Raw genomic sequence first — 21,096 nt, 5'->3', positions numbered from 1 at the left:
ATGAATCCCGAGTCGCCTTCCGGCCCCTTGCGCGGCCTGCGCGTTGTCGAATTCGCCGGCATCGGTCCCGGCCCTTTCGCATGCATGCTGCTGTCCGACATGGGCGCGGATGTCATCACCGTCGACCGGCCCGGCAAGAAGTTGGGCGAGGCCCACAACATCACCGGTCGCGGTCGCAGCGTGGTGCTCGCCGACCTGAAGGACGCCGTCGCGCGCGAGCAGGTCTTCCAGCTGCTGGAGAAGGCCGACGTGCTGATCGAGGGCTATCGCCCCGGGGTGATGGAACGCCTCGGTTTCGGCCCCGATGCGGTGCTCGCACGCAACCCCCGCATCGTCTATGGCCGCATGACGGGTTGGGGCCAGGAGGGCCCGCTCGCGCAGGCCGCAGGTCACGACCTGAACTACATCGCCATCAGCGGCGCGCTGCATGCGATCGGGCCCAAGGACGGCGCGCCCGTGCCGCCGCTCAACCTGATCGGCGACTACGGCGGCGGCAGCCTCTACCTCATCGTCGGCGTGCTGGCGGCGCTGCGCGAGTCCAACCTTTCGGGGCGGGGCCAGGTGGTGGACGCAGCCATGACCGACGGGGCCGCCTCGCTCATGACCAATTTCGTGAGCCAGCAGATGCGCGGTGTGTTCGGCGAAACGCGCGGCAGCAACCTGCTGGACGGCGGCGCGCCCTACTACCGGGTGTATGAGACCGCAGATGGCGAGCATGTCACGCTGGGCGCGATCGAGCCGCAGTTCTTCTCGGAATTCTGCGAGCGGGTGGGCGTGCCGTCCGAGTTGCACCACGCACAGCACGACCGCGCGCAGTGGCCCAGGCTGCACGACGAGTTCGCCCGCATCTTCAAGCAGAAGACGCAGGAGGAATGGACTGCCGCACTGGAGGGCACGGACGTGTGCTTCGCCCCCGTGCTGCCACTGTCGCGTGCACAGATGCATCCGCACAACCGGGCGCGCAACACCTTCGTCGAGGTCGAAGGCGTCCGCCAGCCTGCACCCGCGCCGCGCTTCTCCCGCACGCCTTCGCAGATCCAGGGACCAGCGCCGAAACAGCCGACGCCCGCGGCTGACGTGCTCCAGCGCTGGCAATGAGCGCCACGCCCGGGGCGCCGGTCCGCCTGCTCGCGGCAGCGGCCTTCTTCAGCGCCGCTGCGCTTCGGGTGTGCGATTCGCTGCTGCCGCGCTTCGCGCTGGAGTTCCAGCGCAGCGCGGGCGAAGCGGGCCGCCTGATCGTCGCCTTTGCCGTCGCCTATGGCTTGATGCAGCTGCTGTCCGGCCCGCTCGCGGACCGCTTCGGCAAGCAGCGCTTGATGACGTTCGCACTCGCCGGCTGCGGGTTCACTTCAGCGGCCGCGGCACTCGCAGGTTCGTTCGACATGCTGCTTGCGTGGCGTGCGCTCTGGGGCATGGCGGCGGCCGGCATCGTGCCGCTTGCGATGGCGTGGATCGGGGACGCGGTCGCGTACGAGGCCCGTCAGGCCACGTTGGCTCGGCTGCTGCTCGGAACGCTGTCGGGCATGGTGATCGGCCAACTCCTGGGTGGCCTGTTTGCGGAGACGGCGCCGGGTTGGCGTGGAGCCTTTGCAGTTCTCAGCGTCGGTTACTGGGTCGTGGGTTCGCTTCTCTGGCGCGATGCCGCGCGAACAAAGACGATGCTCCCGCCCGCGGCGAACCGCGGCGGCATCGCCTTCGTGATCGCACAGCCATGGGCCCGTGTGGTGCTGGTGGCGGTGTTCGTCGAAGGCGTCTTCCTGCTCGGCTCGCTCAGCTACCTGCCGACCTATCTTCATGCCCGCGAAGGACTGGGGCTTGCCGCGGCCTCCGGGGTCGCTGCGCTTTATGCAGTGGGCGGGCTAGGCTACGCGATCTGCGCGCGCCGCGTCGTCGGCATGCTCGGCGAGATCCGGATGGCTGCGGCCGGCGGCCTGCTGATGGCCACGGCGCTTGTCGGCCTGTGGCTGCTGCCGCACTGGTCGGCCGCCGCGCCGCTATCGGTGCTCCTCGGGTTCGGCACCTACCTGTATCACAACACCTTGCAGACCCATGCCACGCAGATGGCTCCGGAGGCGCGCGGCAGCGCGGTCTCGCTGTTCTCGTTCAGCCTGTTCGCCGGCCAGTCGCTCGGCGTGGTGATCTTCGGCGGGACTGTGGACCTGAGCGCTTACGCAGCCCTCTTCCTGTTGCCCGCGGCGGCCCTCGCCATCGTGGGAGTCGCTTTTGCCGAGATGCTTCGGCGGCGGGTCAGCGTCGCCCGATAGCGAAGGCACTGCCTGCCGCGAGCAGCACCGACACGACCCAGAACACCGCGGTCATCCGGCCACGCAGCGCCATTGCATCAGCGTGTACGGCGGCTCGGCGGCCGGGTGGTGCTCGAAGACGCCCTCCACCGCTGCGCCGATGATCACGTCCTGCATCGGATCGCCGAGCAGGTTGCCCAGCATGCGAACGTTGCCGGCCTCCGGCAGTTCCACCAGCACCACGAGGTAGGGCCCCACGCCCTTCAGGCAGGGATGCACCGGGTGCCACACGCGTTCCCAACTGTAGATGCGGCCGCGCGGCGCGACCTCGACCCACGCGGGATCAAAACGATGACAGCGGTGGCAGAGCCATTCGGGGCCGAACTGCCATGTGCCGCATGCGGCGCAACGCTGCACCTGCAAGCGGTTCTCGCGCAAGCCGCTCCAATAGGGCCTCGACAGGCCATCGGCCTCGGGAACCGGAATCGGCAAGCCAGGCGGCAGGTAGGTTTCGGTGCTCACAACACGGCCTCCGATCCGAGCATCAGGTTGCTGACTGGCGTGACCATGGGCCCGCCGATGACAAGCGCCACGTCGTTGCGCGGCGCTTGTGCGGTGGAAGTGCCGCGCACCTGGCGCACCGCCTCCAGAACGAGCTCGAAGCCGTGCATATAACACTCGGCGAGGTTGCCGCCGCTGGTGTTGAGCGGCAGCTTCCCGCCCGGCGCCAGCAGGTTCTCGAGTTGCAGGAAATCGTTGGCTTCGTCCGGATGGAAGAGGCCGTGCTCGGCGAGCGCCATCAGCACCCCGCCGGTGAAGTTCTCGTAGCTCTGCACCACGCCCACATCCTTCGGCGTGACACCGGCCATCCGGTAGAGATCGGGTGCCACGGTGGCGAAGCTGGAACTCGCGTAGTTGGGCGTGTTGTGGGGCACTGCGGCGACACGCTCGTCCGATCCTGTGGCCGCACCGAGCACGTACACCGGCCTGTTGGGAAAATCCTTCGCCCGCTCCGCCGGCACCATGATCACCGCGGCTGCGCCATCGTTCTCCATGCAGCAGTCGAACAGATGGAAGGGCTCGACGATCCAGCGCGAATCGTCGTACTGCGCCTCGGTCAACGGCTTGCCGTGCATCACCGCACGTGGATTGCGCTGGGCATGCGCATAGGATGCCATCGCGATCGCGCGCAGCGCCTCCTGCTTGACCCCGTGGTCGTGCATGAAGCGACGCGCCTTCATCGCGAACTTCTGGCCGGGCGACAACACGCCGTAGGGAGCCTGCCAGGCCATATCGCCGGAAATCGTGGGTGCGGTAGGTGCCTGCCCGAAGCGCCCGAACTGCCCCTGGGCCAGTGCGCGGAACGCCACCACGCAATCGGACAGGCCGGAGGCCACAGCAGCCGCGCCGTTGGCCACCGCTGCGCAGTTGCCCCCGCCCCCGCCGCCCCACTGCATGGTGGTGGAGCGCAGTTGCCGCAGCCCCAGCGCGGCAGCCAGCCGAGAGGGATCGTTGCGATCGTTGCTGTACGAGGCGAACCCGTCGATGTCGCGCGGGTCCATGCCGGCATCCTGGCAAGCTGCGAGGATCGCCTTGAGCGCCAGCTTGAACTCGGCATCGGGCGACTGCCCGTGCCGGTAGTAGGTCGTCTCGCCGATGCCGATGACGGCGACGCGACCACGCAATGTTCGGTTGTCCATGTTCACCGCCGCTTCCCGGGCGCGTCAGTCGAGGCGGATGTCCGTCGACTGAATGAACTTCTTCCAGCGCGCACTGTCGGCCTGGATCGTCTTCTGCAGATAGGCCGCACTCGTGTCCTCGGCCGGGTCGACGCCCACGTCGCGCATTCGCTGCCGAACCGCGGGGTCCGCCAGCATCTTCGCGATCTCCGCGTTCAGGCGCTTCACCGCTTCAGGCGGCGTTCCGGCCGGGGCGCAGATGCTGTACCAGGTATCGACCACGAAGCCCTTCACGCCCTCCTCCTCCATCGTCCGCAGTTCGGGCGCAGCGCCCGGGCGGGTGCGGCCGGTGACGGCGAGCGCACGCAGCTTTCCGCTGCGCACCTGCGGCAGCACCGAGGTGTCGACGAACAGGAAGTCGATCTGGCCGCCGAGCAGGTCCGCGATGGCCGGACCGCTGCCCTTGTAAGGCACATGCACCACCGGTGCACTGGTGAGCTGGCGGAACATTTCTCCCGAAAGGTGCGGCGTCGACCCGTTGCCGGCCGAGCCGTAGTTCACCTTGCCCGGATTGGCCTTGGCGTAGGCGATCAGGTCCTTCACCGAGCGCACCGGGCTCGATGCATTGACCACCAGCACGTTCGCATTGGTAAAGATCATCGACACCGCCGCGAAGTCCCTGATGGGGTCGAAGGGCAGCTTCGAATACAGATGCGGATTGATGGCCATGGTGCTGTTGACGGCCATCAGCAGCGTATAGCCGTCCGGTTGCGCCTTCGCCACATAGGCCGCGCCGAGCGCACCGTTGGCACCGGCCTTGTAGTCGACCACGACGTTCTCGCCCAGCTTGGGGCTGAGCGACTCGCTGACGATGTTGCCGAAGGTGCTGCCCATGCCGCCTGGCGGATAGGGCACGACGAGCATGACCGGCTTTTCAGGGTACGCGGCCAGTGCGGGCCACGCGGCACCTGCTGCAAGCGCACCGACGGTGCAGCGAAGGAATTGCTTTCGGTTCATGGTCGGATCCCCAATGCCTGGCGTTCATGGAAGATGAAGTCGTCCTGGTCGCGACGGCCGGTCTGCTGCGAAGCGGGCGACGTCGGCAGGTCGGCGGGTACCGGCACGAACTGCTTCCAGTCTGCGACCAGCGTGCGTCGCGCGATCCTCCAGCGACGGTCCTCCCGCCGCTCGAAACGGTCGACATAGCGCGAGCAGGTCATGAGGTCCATGCCGCCGCCCTCGGCACCTGCCTTGCCGCCGGCGAGCTGGTCCAATGCGGCGCGCGCCTCTGCCGGGTAGCGCTGCGTGGTGCGAACGTAAGTCTCGACCAACGCGAGGTCGGGTCCCGCGAACTCGATCAGCAGGTTGCTTACCGCATGCATCGAGAAAGGGATGGCCGCGTGGCGGTTCCGGATCCAGTCGATCAACCCATCCACCGGGCCGTCGTAGGCGCCATGCATGTCGGTCGCATCGGGATGAAAGACGTCGCGGATGCCGCTGAAGTCCAGGCGGTCCACCGCGCGGCACCAGCGGTACATGCAGTCCTGGATCTGCATGCGGTCGGAGATGCGCTCGGGAGAGTAGTCGTGGAGGATGTTGCTCATCGTCATTCCGCTTCGATGCCCGCCTTGGCGATCACGCTGGTCCACAGCGCATGGTCGCGCGCCATCAGGTCGCCGAAGCTCTTGGCGTCGCCAGGGCGCGGGAACATGCCCAGCACCTTGAGCTTCTCCTGCACTGCGGGCTCGGCGATCGACTTGTTCAGCGCGCCGTTGAGCTTGGCAATCACCGCTGGAGGCGTTCCCGCCGGCGCCGACAGCCCGAAGAAGGCGTTGACCACGAAGTTGGGCAGTGTCTCGGAGATCGCGGGCACGTCGGGCAGCAGCGGGCTGCGCTTTTCGCTCGACACCGCGAGCATGCGCACGCGGCCCGCGCTCACGAAGGCGTTGATCGCGTCCGAGGGCGTGGTCAGCGCCACCTTCACCTCACCCGCGAGGACCGCGTTCACGGCCTGTGATGCGCCCTGATACGGCACGAAGACCATCTTCAGGCCAGCCGCCTGATTGAAGGACTCGGTGGCCAGATGCGCCAGCGAGCCGCGCCCGGCCGACGAGAACTCGAGCTCGCCGGGATTGGCCTTCGCGTAGTCGATGAGTTGCTTGATGTCGGTCGCCGGCACCACCGGATTGAGCAGGAACACCATCGGCGTGGTGGCGATCAGGCCGACGGGTGCAAGATCCTTCTGCGAGTCGTAGTTGGCCGTCTTCTGCAACATCGGCGTGGTCACGGTCGAGTTGCCCACCTGCAGCAGCGTGTAGCCATCGGCCTGCGAATTCTTGACGAACACGGTACCCATCGACCCGCTCGCGCCCAGGCGGTTCTCCACGATGATGGGTTGCCCAAGATGTCGCTGCAACGGTTCCTGCAGCGTGCGGATCAGCACGTCGCCCGTACCGCCCGCGGCGAAGGGCACGACGATCTTGATCGGCCGGCTCGGAAAGGTGTCCGCTTGCGCGTTGCCCAGCGCCAGCGCGGAAAGCGCGAGCGCCGACATGGCCAGCCATTGGCGTCGGAACATCATGGTTGTCTCCTGGGATCGTGTAACGAAAAATGCGGAAGCGGCGCTCGGTCAGCGTGCCGGCTTGAACACCGGGAAGGCACGCCGCGAATCGGGGTGGCTCCAGTCCACCTCCACCGCCTGGCCGATGGCCAGGTCGTCGTAGCGCGCATGGATGCGGGCGAGCATGCGCGGGCCTTCGGCCAGTCGCACCAGCGCCATCGGGTACGGCACGGCATCGGACAGATGCGGCGGCCCGACGCGGCTCAGCGTCAGGGCGAAGATCGTGCCGCGACCGCTGGCCTCGCGCCATTCCGTGCCGGACTCGCTCCAGAGGCTTTGGGGACGCGGGTAGAACTGTGCGCGACCATTACCGCGGTCGAACTGCAGCATCAGGCAGCCATCGCGCAACCCTTCGAAGAACGGGGCGCCCACGTCGGGTGGTAGATCGATCGTGGTACTCATTGGCCTCGCTCCAGAAGCATCACCGTGCTGGTGCCCCAGGTCCGGGCGTACTGGATCACGCCGATGCCCGAGAGCATCGCGTTGCCGGCGTCGCGGACCTGCCGCTCGCCGGCCTCTCCGAACATCTGGCGAAGACATTCGATGAGGTTGACGCCTCCGCCAGCCAGTCCGGGTTGACCCGCAGAGATCTGGCCACCGCCCGTGTTCAGCGGCAGCTCGCCGCGCCAGGTCATGTCGTGCGCCTTGACGAATGCGCCGCCTTCCCCCGGCCCGCAGAAGCCGGTCTGCTCCAGTTGCAGGATCAACGCGATCAGGAAGTCGTCATACCAGTGAAGCATCTTCACGTCGCCGGGCTTCCAGCCCACTGCACCGAAGGCGCGCGGCGCGACGTCGGTGAAGCCGGTGCGCAGCATGTCTTCGCAGGATTCGGTCGGGTCGAAGTTGGTGCGCTCGGCGTAGGCGACCGGGTGCACCAGTTTCTGAAAACCCATCTCTCGCGCACGGCGCGTGGACATCACCAGCACCGCGCTTGCGCCGTCGCAGCGCATCACGCAGTCGAGGATGCGCAATGGGTCGGACACGATCCTGGACTCGAGATACTCCTGCTCGGTCAAAGGGCGGCGCAGCACGTCGCAGGCGTTCTCGTTGAGCAGCGCACCCGCGCGCTGTGTCACCGCCAGCTTCGCAAGCGCTTCGTGCGGCAGGCCGTAGCGCTGGTCGTACAGATTGGACAGCAGAGCAAAGGCCGACAGCGGGCCTGCGTAGCCCGCAGGGTCGCAATACTCGGTGCGATGGCCGGACTGCACCGATCGATCGACCGTCGACACCGCGTCGGACGCAAGGCACAGCACGATGTCGCACAGGCCCGCCTGGATGGCCGCCGCCGCGCGCGCGATGTTGCCGCCCGAGGAGGCGCCTCCGATCTCCGTGGCCTGGCACCAGGTGACCGAAAGTCCCAACCCTTCGGCCAGCAGGTTGCTGTAGAACGGATTGCCGCCCTCGCTCATGGCCAGCGTGGTGGCGAAGCCGTCGATGCGCGCACGCTCGATGCCGGTCTGCGCGATCAGGCGATCGACAGCCTCGCCGGCCAGCGAGAGCGCAGTGCGTCCGCTGCGGCGCACCAGCTTGGTTTCCGCGTAGCCGACGATCGCGATGCTGCGGTCTGCGAGGGACTTCATGCCTTCACGCGTCCACGAAATGAACCGCCTGCTCGATCGCCGCGCGGGAAGTGCGATAACTGTTGGCGGGATGCGTCGTGTCCTCGTAGCCGAAGGAGATGCCGCACACCATCAGGCGCTCCTCCGGTATTCCGAGCTCCTGCTTCACCATGGCGCTCTGATGCGCCAGTGCGGCCTGCGCAATGGCGGCCAGGCCGTGGGCTTGCATCGCGAGCAGCAGCACCTGCACATAGCCCCCGACGTCGACTGCGCCGTAGACGCCAAGGCCCGGATCGCTTGTCAGGATGGCGACGTGCGGCGCGCCGAACAGGCGGAAGTTCTCGAGCGTCTGGCGCGCGTAGCCTTCCTTGTCGCCGCGCTCCACGCCGACTGCGCTGTAGAGCTGAAAGCCGCATTCGCGCCGACGCTCGAGATAGACGCCGCGGTATTCCTGCGGAAAGGGAAAGTCGGTGCCGCCGCCCTCGCCCGCGCGCTCTGCCGCAAGGAGCTTCGCACGCAGGCGCTCGGTCGCCTGGCCCGAAGTCACGCTGACCTGCCAGGCCTGCGAGTTGCACCACGAGGCGGCACGCTGCGCGGTACGCAGGACGGATTCGATGGTGGCGCGCTCCACCGGCTTCTCCAGGAAGGCGCGACAGCTGTGGCGCTGCGCGAGCAGCGAATCCAGAACCTGGGCCGGAGTGATGTTCATCGTGGAAGCGATTATTGGTTGCATATTTGAATGGTAGGACCAATATAATGATTTTTTTGAGCGGAGTCAAACCGGCCCGACTGCACGACGTTAGCCGCGCATCCATTCCCCCCATCCAACGAAGGAGACATCCATGACCGAGTGCCGCATCCGGCGCCGCACACTGCTTGCCGCCGGCGCCGCCGCCATCGCCGCCGCCGCCCGGCCAGTCCGGGCGGAGGAGCCGTTCCCCTCTCGGCCCATCAAGATCCTCGTGGGTGCGGGCGCCGGTGGAACCACCGACATCACCGCCCGCCTGGTGGGCGAAAAGATGGGCAAGCTGCTCGGCCAGCCCGTGGTGATCGACAACAAGCCGGGCGCCTCCGGCACGGTCTCGGTGGCACAAACGGTGCGCGCACCTGCCGACGGCCATACGCTGGTGTGGGTCGGCAACAGCGTGATGGCGATATCGCCCTATCTCTACAAGAACCCGGGCTACGACGTGAAGACGCTGATCCCGGTGGGTCAGGCCACGACCTCCGGCTTCATCCTGGTCGCCTCGCCGACGCTCGGCGTCGACAACGTGAAGGAACTCGTCGCTTACGGCAAGGCGCATCCGGGGCAGTTGAGCTTCGGCTCGAACGGCGTCAACGGCAGCCTGCACCTCTTGGCCGAACTGCTCAAGAGCGAAGCGGGATTCGAGGCGCTGCACGTGCCCTACAAAGGCGGTGCGGAATCGGCAAGCGCCATTCTGGGCGGCAACATTCAGTTCCTGTTCGATGCGTTGTCTTCCAACATCCCGCTGGTGCGCTCGGGCAAGCTCAAGGCGCTGGCGGTGACCGGCCCGCAGCGCGAAAAGGAACTGCCCGAAGTACCGACCATGGCCGAGCAAGGCTATCCCGGCATGACGACCGAGGTGTTCTTCGGCCTCGTGGCAGCGCCCGGAACGCCGCATGCGGTGGTGATGAAGCTCAACGAGGCGATGGGCAAGGCACTGGCGGACCCCGCCGTCCGCGAAGCGCTGCAACGCTCTGGCAATGAGCCGAAGTTCAGCACGCCGCAGCAGTTCCGCGCGTTGGTCGACAAGGAAGGAGCGCGCTTCGCAGCCTTGCTGCAAGCGAAGGGCATCCAGCCGGAATGAGCCGGTGCCGGGCGCCGTTCAGGCGCCGCGCTGGCCCCAGCGGATGATCGCTGGCTCACCGCCGCGGCGCAGGCCGTGGCAGCTGCCCAGCAGGCGATCGGCGGAACTCGGGTCGTCGATCGGCTCGCCGCGCCGGGCACGGCGGCGTTCGAGAGCAGGGTTGATCGCCTGGAAGGCAGTCGTGGCCATGGGGCCGAGCAGTTCGGTCAGGTGCGTGCAGCCCTGCTCGCCGGAGAACGTCGCCTTCACCGCCTTGGTAAAGCCGCCCTTGATCTGCAGCCCCACCAGTTGCTTGTAGGCGGCATTGATGCCGCTGCAATCCGCATAGGGCGCCTGGTGCGAGCAGGCTTCTGCCGCCACGATGGTGAAGCGATCGTCCAGCGTGATGCGCAGAGACATCAGGTGCACCGGATCGCCAGCCTTGCGCGGCGCATTGCCTCGAGAGCCGTCCAGGTCGAACGCCCGCACGTCCGACAGGCGTCCTTCGATGTCGAACAGTCCGTCCTCGCGCTCCCACCCCGTGCATTCGACCCGGCGCGTGTGCAGCAGCGCGCGCGCTGCCGCGGCCGAAAGTTGCTTCATCCCGCTGTCGCCTCCGCGGCAGCAGGCGCGGGCCGTCGTACCACGGGAGCCGGCTCCAGGGCGCCACTGGCCTGCAGGGCTGCGATGCGCGCGCCGTCGTAGCCGAGCACCTCCGCGAGCACCTCGTTGGTGTGCTGGCCCACCGCGGGCGCTGCCTGCGGGTCCGCCAGAGGCGTGCCCGAGTAGAGGATCGGCAGGCGCACGTTGGGAATCCAGCCCAGGGTCGGATGCTCGACGCGCGTCACGAGGCCGCGCTCCTTCGCTTCCGGTGAGCGCAGCGCATCACCAACGCTGCGCACCTCCCCGCAAGGAATCTGGCCGGCCCGCATGCGCGGCTGCCAGTACGACCAGGGATGCTGCACGAACAGCTCCTCCAGCAGCTTGAAGATCTCGTCGCGCCTGCCCATGCGGCCGTTGCGATCGGAGTAGACGGGGTCGTTCGCCAGGTCGGGCCGCTCCAGCACCTGCGCAGCAAGGCGATGGAAGATCTTGTCGTTGCCGCAGTTGATGTAGAAGGGCTTGTCCTGGCTCATGAACACGCCTGAAGGGCAAGTGTCGGGGCTGGTGTTGCCATGGCGCTGCGGATGGGCCCCCGTGTAGAGGTGCTGCATGGCGGCATAGCCCGTCATCAGCACCGCGTTGTCGAACAACGCGATCTCGATCTGCTGTCCTTGCCCGGTGCGAGCGCGAGCCAGCAGGGCGCCGAGGATCGCATTGCAGGCCATCATCGCCGTGCTGATGTCCACCACGGGCGACAGGGTGCGCACACCCTGCCGATCGGGATAGCCGTTCATCGAGATGAAGCCGCTTTCAGCCTGCGCGATCGGATCGAAACCCAGCCGGTCGCTGAAGGCGCCCTCGCGCCCATAGGCGGATACCGAGCAATAGACGATCTGCGGATTGATCTTCTTCACGCTCTCGTAGTCGAGACCGAAGCGTTCCATCACGCCTGTGGAGAAGTTCTCGCACACGACGTCGGCCTGCGCGATCAGTTCCTTCACGACGGCCACCCCCGCCGGGCTCTTGAGATTGAGCGCCACGCTGCGCTTGTTGCGGTTGCCCCATGCGTAGGGCGCGCCCTGCGCGGGCGCCTCGGCAGGCACCGGCGGGTAGTGGCGGAATTCATCCCCGCGCCCGGGTGTCTCCACCTTGATCACGTCCGCGCCCATGTCGCCGAGGATCATGGTGGCGAAGGGGCCGGCAAGGAAGTGGCTGAAGTCGATGACGCGGATGCCCTCCAGCGCCACGGGCGCATCGGCGGGACGTGGCGTGTGAACCGGAAAGTCGTTTTCGAGGCGTTCGAACATGGAAGGCGGCCTTAAAGTATCATTGGTAAGACCATTATACTTACGCAATTCTCAAGGCGTCAACGCCTATCGCTGCGCCTGACCCGGCTGCGCATCGACCCCGTCGATGCGTCGCAGCCGCCGGCTTTGAAAGGCCAGCGTCAAGCGACGCACGATTGGCTCGATGCAGACTGGGACGCTTCAGGAAATCACGCCGCGCGCGACCAGCGCATCGACCTCTTCCCCTGGCAGCCCCCAGCCCTGCAGCGCAGCCCGTGCATCCACGCCTGGCGCGACCCCGGCCTCCGGCCTGGCGCTCGGCGTGCGCGAGAAACGCGGGGCGGGTGCAGGTTGCACGTGGCCGTCGATCTCGATGAAGGTGCGACGCGCCACATTGTGCGGATGCGCCGCGGCCTCGCGCAGATCCAGCACGGGCGCAAAGCAGACCTCGGCCGATTCGAGGAGTCCACTCCACTCGTCGCGTGTGCGCGTGCGAAAGACCGCGGCCAACCGCTCGCGCAGCTCGGACCAGCTCGCAGGATTCGCGCGGTCCGGCACCGGCTCGCGATCCAGACCGGTGATGCGCAGCAGTTCCGCATAGAACTTCGGCTCGGCCGAGCCGACGGAAACGTACTTGCCATCCTTCGTTTCATACACGCCGTAGTGCGGCGCCGCGCCACCCAGCGTCGAGCGCCCCCGGCCCGGCCACTTGCCGCCCGCCATGTAGCCGTAGAAGTAGGTCATCAGCGAAGCGGCGCCGTCGACCATGGCGGCGTCGACGACCTGCCCCTGACCCGATCGCGCGGCTTCGATCAGCCCGCAGGCGAGGCCGAAGGCGAGATACATGCCACCACCGCCGAAGTCGCCCACGAGGTTCAGGGGCAAGACGGGCGGGCCATCGGCCAGGCCGATCGCGTCAAGCACGCCGGCCAGCGCGATGTAGTTGATGTCGTGGCCTGGCGCCTGCGCGAGTGGCCCCTCCTGACCCCAACCGGTCATGCGGCCGTAGACGAGGCGCGGATTGATCGCGAGGCATTCGTCCGGCCCCAGTCCCAATCGCTCCATCACGCCGGGACGAAAGCCCTCGATCAGTGCGTCCGCGCTTCCGATGAGTCGCCGCGCGAAGGCCGCGCCATCCGCGCTCTTGAGATCCAGCGCGATCGAACGCCGGTTGCGGTCGGTGAACCAGTACTGCTGCGGAATCGGACGCGCAGCCGGATCGGGACGGTCGATGCGCAGCACTTCGGCGCCCATGTCGGCGAGCATCATCGCGGCGAAGGGGCCGGGCGCGAGGCCTGCCATTTCAACGACCCGCAGCCCCGCCAGCGGGCCCCGGCGCTCGGCCGCCATCAATGCGCTCCGGTGGCGCCGGCAGGCACGATGGTGTCCATTTGCTGCGATGCGCGCGTGCGCACGCTGCCCGGCACCTCGCGCACGAAAGTGCCGGTGCCGTCCACGCAATAGCCGCCGCCGGGCAGTTCGTCCAGCAGTCCGCCGGTCGCGGTGAGCAGCAGGTCCCATAGCTCGATCCAGGCGCCGTCGCGCTCTTCCTCCCACACGTAGCGGGTGACACAGTAGGTGCGGCCGCGGGCGTCCTCGACGTCGAACTGGCGCTCGGCCACGGTGCGAGTGGCGGGAGTTGTATTCATCGGCTCGATGATACGCCGCTCATGGTCTTTTGGTAAGACCTATAGACATTTGGGCCAATTCCAATGATCATCCGGCCACAAAGGAGACTCTGTCATGCATCGCCGTACCCTCATCGCGGGCGCCCTGCTCGCCGCCATGGCCGCAAGCGCCCCCGCACTGGCCCAGGACCGCTGGCCCGATCGTCCCATCAAGTTCATCGTGCCCGCCGCCGCGGGCGGCACCAACGACGTGCTCGGCCGCTACATCCAGGAACCGCTGCAGAAGATTCTCGGCCAGCCGGTGGTGATGGAATACAAGGCCGGCGCCGGCGGCGCGATCGCCTCGCAGTATGTCTCGCAGCAGCCGGCCGACGGCTACACCTTCCTCCTGCATGGCAGCGGCCTCGTGACCGTGCCGCTCGTGCAGCGCAAGCCGAGTTACGACGCGGTGAAGGATTTCGTTCCGGTCACGCTGCTGGGCACCTCGCCGATGGTGCTGATGACGAATCCGTCGATGCCGGACACGCTCGCCCAGTTCGTGCAGCAGGCCCGTGCCAACCCCGGCTCTCTCGAATGGGGCGCCTCGGCGCTCGGCGGCGTCGGCCAGCTGGCGATGGAAGCCTTCCACGAGGCGGCAGGCATTCGCAAGATGGTGATGGTGCCCTACCCCGGCGCCGGACCCTCCGCGCAGGCGCTGCTCGCAGGACAGACCAAGTACATGCTCTCGACGCCGTCGTCCGTGACGTCCGGCTTCGTCAAGGACGGCAAGATGCGCATCCTGGGTGTCTCGACCGCCCAACGCAGTCCTCTGCTGCCCGACGTGCCGAGCATCTCGGAAGTCGTGCCGGGCTACGACACCCAGACCTGGTTCGGCCTTGTGGCCCGCACCGGCACGCCGCCGCAGGTGATCTCCAGGATGGCCGACGCGATCGCCAAGGTGCTCGCGCAGCCGGACATCCAGGAGAAGTTCCGCGCGGTCTACGTGGTCCCGAAGGGCGGCACGAAGGCGCTGGGCGACATCATCGCGTCCGACCACACCCTGTGGGCCAAGGTGGTGAAGGACAACAACATCACGATGGACTGAGCACCGCGGATTCGCCCTGCGCCGCGGTCGGTGCGCAGGCGCGTCCCGCCATGAACTCGGCGGCGATGAAGCCGAAGGTCATCGCCGGCCCGAGCGTGATGCCGCCCCCCGGATAGCCACCGCCCATCACGCTGGCGTTGTCGTTGCCCGCGGCGAACAGGCCCTCGATCGGCCGGCCCTGACCGTCGAGCACCCGCGCATGCGCGTCGGTGCGGATGCCGGCGAAAGTGCCCAGGTCGCCCATCACGATCTTCACCGCATAGAACGGCCCCTGCGCCACGGGAGCGACGCAGGGGTTGGGCTGGTGCGTGCGGTCGCCGAGAAAGCGGTTGTAGACCCGCCAGCCGCGGCGGAACTGCAGGTCCTTGCCATCGACGGCACCGGCGTTGTAGGTGTCCACCGTTTGCTGCAATTGCGCCGCATCGATGCCCGCCTTCGCCGCCAGTTCGGCCAACGTGGCACCGCGCAGGAGATAGCTGGAGCGCAGGTGCGGCCCCAGTGGCAGCGGGAAGGGCTTTGCAAAGCCGAGCCCATAGCGGCGGACCGTGCGGTGATCCGCGATCAGCCACGCCTCGACCTCGGCCTTTTCCGCGCAGGCCTTCTGCATCTGCACGCCGACATCGTGATAGGAGTCGGATTCGTTCACGAAGCGCTGGCCGCGACGATTGACTGCAATCACGCCTGGCTTGTAGCGATCGATGAGATGCGGAAACACGCCCGTGATGCCATCCCTGTACGACACCCTCGAGACGGGGATCCATGCACCGGCGTTCGGCAGCTCGCGCGCGACCCGTCCTCCGACCGATTCCGCAAGCCGCAATCCATCGCCTGTGTTGCCCGGTGGCGCCGGGGAATGGTGTTCGCGGCCCGTGGGCGCATGCGGGAACAACTCGGCACGGCGCGCCACGTCTTGCGGAAAGCCGCCGGCGGCGAGCACGACGCCACGACGCGCGCGCACCGGCACCTGCTGTCCGTCGCGGCGGCCCACCATCACGCCGCTGACGCGCTCGCCGTCGCGCAACAGGCCGACCACGGGCGACTGCAGCCACAGCGGAATACCCAGTGCAAAGGCACTCTTCGCCAGCCGTGCCGCGAGCGCATTGCCGTTGGTGAGCCGCATCGCGCGGCCATGCACCAGCATCTCCTTCGCGTGCGTGAGCAGGCGCCGGGCCACGTAGGCGGCAGAGCGCAGCGAACGGGTCACGTTGAAGAAATGCGAGATCTCCGCACTGGAGTTGAACATCATCCCCACGAACGTGATCTCGCGCAGCGGGGGGCGCAGCTGACGGATGCGATCGCCCAGCTCCCGGCCATCCATCGGCGCCGCCATGATCGAACGGCCGGCCGTCCGGCCGCCCGGGCTCTCGGCGTGATAGTCCGGGTACTCGGGCAGCGGGATGAGTTGCACGTCGGTCTGGCGCGTGAAGAAGTCCACCATGCGCGGACCGCCCGTGAGAAAGGCTTCGACACGCGCCGCGTCGTAGTGCGCGCCGCACTCGTGGCGCAGGTAGGTGCGCGCGTCCTCCATCGAATCCGGCTGCGGCCTGAACGTGGAGATCGGATTGTTCGGAATCCACAGCACGCCGCCGGATCGCGCGGTGGTGCCGCCGTAGCAGGACTCCTTTTCGACGACCAGCACCTCCAGCCCGAGCTTCCTCGCGGCGACGGCTGCGGCCAAGCCGCCGGCGCCGCTGCCGACGACCACCACATCCACCTCGTCGAGATGCTCGCTCATGATGCGCGGCTTCCTTGCACGAGCAGCGTGACGATGCCCGCGAGCAGCGCACGCCCGTCATCCCGCAGCGGCAGACGCGCGTCGGCGGCGTAGGCCTCCAGCATCGCGCTTTCGTCGGCAAAGCAGAGCTCGGCGATGCCGTCGACGCGCAGGCTTTCGTACTCTGCTGGCTGGCCATCGGCGCCAAGGCGCGCCGTCACCAGGTTCTGGACATAGCCATCGACCCGCGGCAGTTGCTTCACGAGATCGGCGTGCCGTCCGAACCACGCGTCGCGGAAGGCCGCCGGACTGGCCGCCGCGCGGCGCAGCAGCATCCAGCGGCGAAAGCCGCCTTCGGCAGCACCCTTCGCCGGCGCAATCGGCACATTGGAGAAGGCATCGAAGGCATACAGGCGCTCGCCCGCCTCTTCGACTGCTGCGGTGAAAGCGCGCCATGGCGCTCCAGCCTGCGCCTGCGCCTGCACGGCCGCATCGGTGAAGCTGAATTCGACGATGGTGTGGATGCGCTCGGGCTCCGGGACGATGGGCCGACGCGCCAGGTCATCGGTCACCGAGTCGGTCGGGATGTGCCGCAGCACGCGATAGACATGCGCCTGCGCGTTTGGCAGGCGGGGCAACGCGGCGCGGACGGCGGCATCGCCGGCGAGGCAAAGAATGTGGGTCGACATGACTGGCGATCTGCTTTTGGTCGTAGCATTGTATGGTTCTACCATTCAAGCCACAATGCCGACCATGAAAGCCATCGTCTGCCGCAACTTCGGGCCCGTCGACCAACTCGACTACGCCGAAATTCCCGCCCGGCCCCTGCTGCCGCACGATGTGCGCGTGCGCGTCCATGCCGCTGGCGTGAACTTTCCCGATTCGCTGAAGGTCGAGGGCCTGCACCAGATCAAGCCGCCGCTGCCGTGGGTGCCCGGCAGCGAGACTGCCGGCGTGGTCGAGGCGGTCGGCGCCGACGTGCGCTCCGTCGAGGTCGGCGACCGGGTGATGGGCGTATCCGACGCGCGCGGCGGCGGCTTCGCCGAGCAGATCGTGCTCGATGCGGCACGCGTGTTCGCGCTGCCTCCGGCCATGACCTTCGAGGAGGCGGCTGCGACGCCGGTGGTCTACGGCACCACGCTCTACGCACTGAAGCAGCGCGGGCGCCTCGCACCCGGCGAATGGCTGCTGGTGCTGGGTGCGGCCGGTGGTGTGGGCCTCGCCACCGTGCAGCTCGGCAAAGCCATGGGCGCGCGTGTGATCGCTGCCGCCAGCACGCCGGAAAAACGGGCCCTGTGCCTCGAGCATGGCGCCGAACACACCATCGACTACACGCGGCCCGATTGGCGCGAAGAGGTCAAGGCGCTGACCGGCGGACGCGGCGTGGACGTGGCCTACGACCCCGTGGGCGGCGATGCCTTCGACGAGGCCGTGCGCTGCATGGCCTTCGACGGACGCTACCTCGTGATCGGTTTTACTTCCGGCCGCATCCCCGACATCAAGGTGAACTACCCGCTGGTGAAGGGCTTCGACATCCTCGGCGTGCGCTACGACGTGTGGCGCGACGGGAGCTGGCCCGAGGCGCGCGCCAATCTGCAGCAGGTGCTGGACTACTACGCGCAGGGCCGCGTGCGCCCGCTCGTCTCGGGCACCTACCCGTTGGGTCGCGCCGTCGAGGCCATGCGCAGAATCACGTCGCGCGGCACCACCGGCAAGGTGGTGCTGGTCACCAGCTGATGGTCACTTGCCGGATCGCGTCGGGCGGCGCTTGTGCTTCTTGTCGCGCTCGCTGATCAGGTACTCCGTGACTCGTCGCAGGTGCTCTGCCATGGCGTCGGAGGCCGCCTGCGCATTGCGCTCTCGCATGAGGTCGAGCACGCGCTGCCGCACGACCATGATGTCCTTGTTGGGCCGAGGGTCCACGGTCGCGAGCATCGCTCGGTACACCTCCGAAAGCGCATCCACCATCATCAGCACCAGCGGGTTGTGCGTGGCTTGCGCGATGAGCCGGTAGAACTCGATCACCGACTGCGGATTGCGCGATGCACGCCCCAGGCGGAACAGATCCGCATGCAGATCGATGTCGCGCTGGATCGCGTCGAACTCCTCGTTGGTCGCGCGCGGGCACGCGAGGCGGATCGCCACGCAGATGATCTCGGTGCGCGCCTCCATCACGTTTTCCAGGGAAGCCTGCGCGAGCGAGACCATGTCCTGCACCGTCTGCGCAAGTCCGCCACTGCCCCCGTTCCTGATGAAGAAGCCGCCCTGGATGCCCTTTCGCGCCTCCACGACGCCCGAGACCTCCAGGCTGCGCAGCGCGTCGCGAGCCGCTGCGCGACCGATGCCGAAGCGCTCGGCCAGTTCGCGCTCGCCGGGCAGCTGGTCGCCGGGCTTCAGCTCGCCGCTCATCAACTGTTCTCGAACGCGGTCGCACACGGCCTCGAAGCCACGGCGCGTGCGCACGGGTTGGAAGAGCGATTCGTTGGTCATGGAAGATCCTTTTTGAGGGTTCCGCAGTATTGCATATTCATTGGTTGAACCATAAGATGATTGGCCATGGACCTCGACCTCACCCTCGAACAGCGTGCCTTCCGTGACGAGGTGCGCACCTTCATCCGCGAGAAGCTGCCTGCAGAGATCCGCGAACGTCTGCGCGCCGGCCATCCGCCGCGCAAGCAGGACACGGTGACCTGGCAGCGCATCCTCCATGAGCGTGGCTGGGCCGCGCCCCACTGGCCCAGGCGCTTTGGCGGCGCCGACCTCGGGCCGATGGAGCGCCTGATCCTGCTCGATGAAACCTATCGCGCCCCTGCCCCGCTGCCGCAGGTGTTCAACGTCGGCATGCTAGGCCCGGTGCTGATGAAATTCGGCACCCCGGCGCAGTGCGACGACTTCCTGCCGCGACTGGCCAATCTCGACATCTGGTTCTGCCAGGGCTTCTCGGAGCCCGGCTCCGGCTCCGACCTCGCGTCTCTGCGCACGGCCGCGCGGCGCGAGGGCGACCATTACATCGTCAACGGCCAGAAGATCTGGACCACCACCGCGCATCTGGCCGACTGGGTGTTCGCCCTGGTACGCACCGATCCGGAAGCTCGCAAGCAGGAAGGCATCTCGTTCCTGCTGATCGACCTGCGCACGCCGGGCATTACCATCCGGCCGATCCGCTCCATCGACGGCGAGCATCACCTCAACGAAGTCTTCTTCGACGAGGTGCGCGTCCCCGCGTCCAACCTCGTGGGCCAGGAGAACAAGGGCTGGGACTGCGCGAAGTTTCTGCTGTCGAACGAACGCACCGGCATCGCCAACGTCGGCCTGTGCCGCGAACGGCTCGACTACGCACTTGAACTCGCCGGGCGCCACACGCAGGCGGGTCGCCCGCTGCTCGACGATCCGAAGCTGCGCGCCGACATCGCAGTGCTCGAAGCCGAGACCCGCGCGCTGGAGATCACCAACTGGCGCTTTCTGCTCACTGGCAGCGAACAGCAGCGCCTGCCGGCCTTCGCCTCGGTCCTCAAGCTCAAGGGCACCGAACTGCAGCAGGAGATCAATGCCCTGCTGGCGCGCATCGCCGGGCCGGGCGGGCTGGAGCGTCGCCCGGCGGACGACGTTGCACACGGCCCGATCACCCCGCGCTATTTCTATTCCCGCGCGGCGTCCATCTATGGCGGCACGACCGAAGTGCAGAAGGACATCCTGGCCAAGGCCATCGTCGGATAAGGCACACCCATGAATTTCGAACTGAACGAAGAACAGGCGGCACTCGCCGAGAGCCTTTCCCGCCTGCTGGCTGATCGCTATGGATTCGAGAAGCGCCGCGCGCTCACGGCATCGGGTGGGGCGCATGACGAGCAGACGTGGGCCGGGTTGGCCGAGCTGGGCCTCACAGCGCTGCCGGTGCCGGAGGCACTCGGCGGCTTCGGCGGCGGCGCGCGCGACCTGCTGCCCGTGATGCAGGCCTTCGGCCGCTCGCTGTCGATGGAGCCGTTCCTGGCCAGCGCCGTGCTCGCGGGCACTGCCGTGCGCATCGGAGCGAACGAGGCGATGCAGACGCGCCTGCTGCCCGGCATGGCGAGCGGCGAGATCGTCCTGTCGTGGGCGCATGACGAACCTGCAGGCCGGCACGCGCCTCTGTGGGTGGAGACGCGTGCGGAACGCAAGGATGGCGGATGGCGGCTCGACGGCATCAAGACGAATGTGCTGGCCGGAGGCCTTGCTCGGTACTTCGTCGTCAGCGCGCGCATCGCGGGCGCGCCGGCCGAAGCGAACGGCTGCGCACTGTTCCTCGTCGAAGCGAAGGACCCGGGCGTCGCGCTGCGCGAGTTCCGTCTCGTCGATGACACCATGGCTGGCGAGCTGGTGCTCAAGCAGGCCGGTGCGCAGCCATTGGCCGACCCCGACGACGCGATGCGCGTGAAGCGTGCCATCGAAGGCACGGTGGCCGCGGGCATCGCCGCCGTGTGCGCCGACATGAGCGGCGCCGCGCAGGCCGCATTCGATCTCGCGATGGACTACCTGCGCACGCGCAAGCAGTTCGGCCGCCTCATTGGCGACAACCAGGCGCTGCGCCATCGCGCCGCCGAGATGCTGGTCAGCCTCGAGATGGCGCGCAGCATGGCCATGGCGGCCGCGGTCGCGGCGGACGACGCCAGCGCGGAAGACAGCGCCCTCGAACTTCATCGGGCCAAGCTCTCCGTCGCCCGCAACGCGCGCAACGTGGCACACGGTGCGATCCAGCTGCACGGCGGCATCGGCATGACCGAGGAATACGCCGTGGGGCATTACCTGCGGCGCATCCACGTGCTCGACCAGTTGTTCGGCGATGCCGACGCCCACGCTGCGCGCCTCGCGGCAGCCTTCCATTGAGACCTACAC

Annotated in this window: 22 protein-coding genes; 7 read left to right on the top strand and 15 right to left on the bottom strand. The window is 67.6% G+C overall.

Annotation, left to right across the window (positions count from 1 at the left end; genetic code table 11):
- Nucleotides 1–1,098 carry a CaiB/BaiF CoA transferase family protein gene (locus J2739_RS04195; RefSeq protein WP_309898880.1) on the top strand — a complete coding sequence of 366 codons (1,098 nt, stop codon included), beginning with the start codon at nt 1–3 and terminating at the stop codon, nt 1,096–1,098.
- On the top strand, nt 1,089–2,264 hold the full coding sequence (locus tag J2739_RS04190) for an MFS transporter (protein WP_309899917.1): 1,176 nt from the start codon (nt 1,089–1,091) through the stop codon (nt 2,262–2,264). Before J2739_RS04195 ends, J2739_RS04190 begins: the two co-directional genes overlap by 10 nt.
- 51 nt (nt 2,265–2,315) lie before the next feature.
- Here the strand turns inward: J2739_RS04190 and J2739_RS04185 are convergent, their stop codons facing one another.
- From J2739_RS04185 to J2739_RS04150, 8 genes are read right to left on the bottom strand one after another with little or no spacing between them, the layout of a single operon-like run.
- The gene (locus J2739_RS04185; RefSeq protein ID WP_309898878.1) at nt 2,316–2,765 is read right to left on the bottom strand and encodes a Zn-ribbon domain-containing OB-fold protein; all 450 of its coding nucleotides are present in this window, start codon (nt 2,763–2,765) and stop codon (nt 2,316–2,318) included.
- Nucleotides 2,762–3,943, bottom strand: a complete 1,182-nt coding sequence (locus J2739_RS04180) for a thiolase C-terminal domain-containing protein (RefSeq protein ID WP_309898876.1) — start codon at nt 3,941–3,943, stop codon at nt 2,762–2,764. The genes J2739_RS04185 and J2739_RS04180 overlap by 4 nt, the downstream gene beginning before the upstream one ends.
- A 24-nt stretch (nt 3,944–3,967) precedes the next feature.
- A complete protein-coding gene (locus J2739_RS04175) occupies nt 3,968–4,939 on the bottom strand; it encodes a Bug family tripartite tricarboxylate transporter substrate binding protein (protein ID WP_309898874.1) in 972 nt (323 codons plus the stop codon).
- On the bottom strand, nt 4,936–5,526 hold the full coding sequence (locus tag J2739_RS04170; protein ID WP_309898871.1) for a nuclear transport factor 2 family protein: 591 nt from the start codon (nt 5,524–5,526) through the stop codon (nt 4,936–4,938). Before J2739_RS04170 ends, J2739_RS04175 begins: the two co-directional genes overlap by 4 nt.
- Nucleotides 5,527–5,528: 2 nt before the next feature.
- Nucleotides 5,529–6,503, bottom strand: a complete 975-nt coding sequence (locus J2739_RS04165) for a Bug family tripartite tricarboxylate transporter substrate binding protein (protein WP_309898869.1) — start codon at nt 6,501–6,503, stop codon at nt 5,529–5,531.
- 48 nt (nt 6,504–6,551) lie between these two features.
- The gene (locus tag J2739_RS04160; protein WP_309898867.1) at nt 6,552–6,944 is read right to left on the bottom strand and encodes a Zn-ribbon domain-containing OB-fold protein; all 393 of its coding nucleotides are present in this window, start codon (nt 6,942–6,944) and stop codon (nt 6,552–6,554) included.
- Entirely contained in the window at nt 6,941–8,122 is a 1,182-nt protein-coding gene (locus J2739_RS04155) for a thiolase family protein (RefSeq protein ID WP_309898864.1), read from the bottom strand. Before J2739_RS04155 ends, J2739_RS04160 begins: the two co-directional genes overlap by 4 nt.
- A gap of 4 nt (nt 8,123–8,126) precedes the next feature.
- Nucleotides 8,127–8,810 carry a nitroreductase gene (locus J2739_RS04150; protein WP_309898862.1) on the bottom strand — a complete coding sequence of 228 codons (684 nt, stop codon included), beginning with the start codon at nt 8,808–8,810 and terminating at the stop codon, nt 8,127–8,129.
- Between the two features lie 133 nt (nt 8,811–8,943).
- Between J2739_RS04150 and J2739_RS04145 the strand changes: the two genes are divergently transcribed.
- Complete coding sequence (locus J2739_RS04145; protein WP_309898860.1) at nt 8,944–9,930, top strand: Bug family tripartite tricarboxylate transporter substrate binding protein; 987 nt, start codon at nt 8,944–8,946, stop codon at nt 9,928–9,930.
- Between the two features lie 18 nt (nt 9,931–9,948).
- Here J2739_RS04145 and J2739_RS04140 read toward each other — a convergent pair whose 3' ends face one another.
- The 4 genes from J2739_RS04140 to J2739_RS04125 form a co-directional block, all read right to left on the bottom strand.
- The gene (locus tag J2739_RS04140) at nt 9,949–10,512 is read right to left on the bottom strand and encodes a DUF2889 domain-containing protein (protein ID WP_309898858.1); all 564 of its coding nucleotides are present in this window, start codon (nt 10,510–10,512) and stop codon (nt 9,949–9,951) included.
- Entirely contained in the window at nt 10,509–11,819 is a 1,311-nt protein-coding gene (locus tag J2739_RS04135; RefSeq protein ID WP_309898856.1) for a CaiB/BaiF CoA transferase family protein, read from the bottom strand. The genes J2739_RS04140 and J2739_RS04135 overlap by 4 nt, the downstream gene beginning before the upstream one ends.
- Nucleotides 11,820–11,999: 180 nt before the next feature.
- Nucleotides 12,000–13,148, bottom strand: a complete 1,149-nt coding sequence (locus tag J2739_RS04130) for a CaiB/BaiF CoA transferase family protein (RefSeq protein ID WP_309898854.1) — start codon at nt 13,146–13,148, stop codon at nt 12,000–12,002.
- A complete protein-coding gene (locus J2739_RS04125; RefSeq protein WP_309898851.1) occupies nt 13,148–13,447 on the bottom strand; it encodes a hypothetical protein in 300 nt (99 codons plus the stop codon). Before J2739_RS04125 ends, J2739_RS04130 begins: the two co-directional genes overlap by 1 nt.
- Nucleotides 13,448–13,541: 94 nt before the next feature.
- Here J2739_RS04125 and J2739_RS04120 point away from each other — a divergent pair, with 94 nt between their 5' ends.
- Nucleotides 13,542–14,510, top strand: coding sequence for a Bug family tripartite tricarboxylate transporter substrate binding protein (locus J2739_RS04120; protein WP_309898849.1), 969 nt, complete (start codon nt 13,542–13,544; stop codon nt 14,508–14,510).
- On the opposite strand, the gene J2739_RS04115 is transcribed toward J2739_RS04120, so the two are convergent.
- On the bottom strand, nt 14,497–16,245 hold the full coding sequence (locus tag J2739_RS04115) for an FAD-dependent oxidoreductase (RefSeq protein ID WP_309898847.1): 1,749 nt from the start codon (nt 16,243–16,245) through the stop codon (nt 14,497–14,499). The genes J2739_RS04120 and J2739_RS04115 overlap by 14 nt on opposite strands.
- Nucleotides 16,242–16,913: an EthD domain-containing protein gene (locus tag J2739_RS04110; RefSeq protein WP_309898845.1), complete on the bottom strand. Its 672-nt coding sequence runs from the start codon at nt 16,911–16,913 to the stop codon at nt 16,242–16,244. Before J2739_RS04110 ends, J2739_RS04115 begins: the two co-directional genes overlap by 4 nt.
- 64 nt (nt 16,914–16,977) lie before the next feature.
- Between J2739_RS04110 and J2739_RS04105 the strand changes: the two genes are divergently transcribed.
- On the top strand, nt 16,978–17,961 hold the full coding sequence (locus J2739_RS04105; protein WP_309898842.1) for an NADPH:quinone oxidoreductase family protein: 984 nt from the start codon (nt 16,978–16,980) through the stop codon (nt 17,959–17,961).
- 3 nt (nt 17,962–17,964) lie between these two features.
- On the opposite strand, the gene J2739_RS04100 is transcribed toward J2739_RS04105, so the two are convergent.
- Nucleotides 17,965–18,714: a FadR/GntR family transcriptional regulator gene (locus J2739_RS04100; RefSeq protein ID WP_309898840.1), complete on the bottom strand. Its 750-nt coding sequence runs from the start codon at nt 18,712–18,714 to the stop codon at nt 17,965–17,967.
- A gap of 66 nt (nt 18,715–18,780) precedes the next feature.
- On the opposite strand from J2739_RS04100, the gene J2739_RS04095 reads away from it, so the two are divergent.
- Together J2739_RS04095 and J2739_RS04090 are read left to right on the top strand one after the other, a co-directional pair.
- Complete coding sequence (locus tag J2739_RS04095) at nt 18,781–19,941, top strand: acyl-CoA dehydrogenase family protein (RefSeq protein WP_309898838.1); 1,161 nt, start codon at nt 18,781–18,783, stop codon at nt 19,939–19,941.
- 9 nt (nt 19,942–19,950) lie between these two features.
- Nucleotides 19,951–21,087, top strand: a complete 1,137-nt coding sequence (locus J2739_RS04090) for an acyl-CoA dehydrogenase family protein (RefSeq protein WP_309898836.1) — start codon at nt 19,951–19,953, stop codon at nt 21,085–21,087.
- Nucleotides 21,088–21,096: the final 9 nt, after the last annotated feature.

It is taken from the genome of Variovorax soli (assembly GCF_031454625.1).
Taxonomy (GTDB): domain Bacteria; phylum Pseudomonadota; class Gammaproteobacteria; order Burkholderiales; family Burkholderiaceae_C; genus Variovorax; species Variovorax soli_A.
Note: the sequence above shows the minus strand (reverse complement) of the source record. Positions and strands in the feature narration are given on the sequence as shown.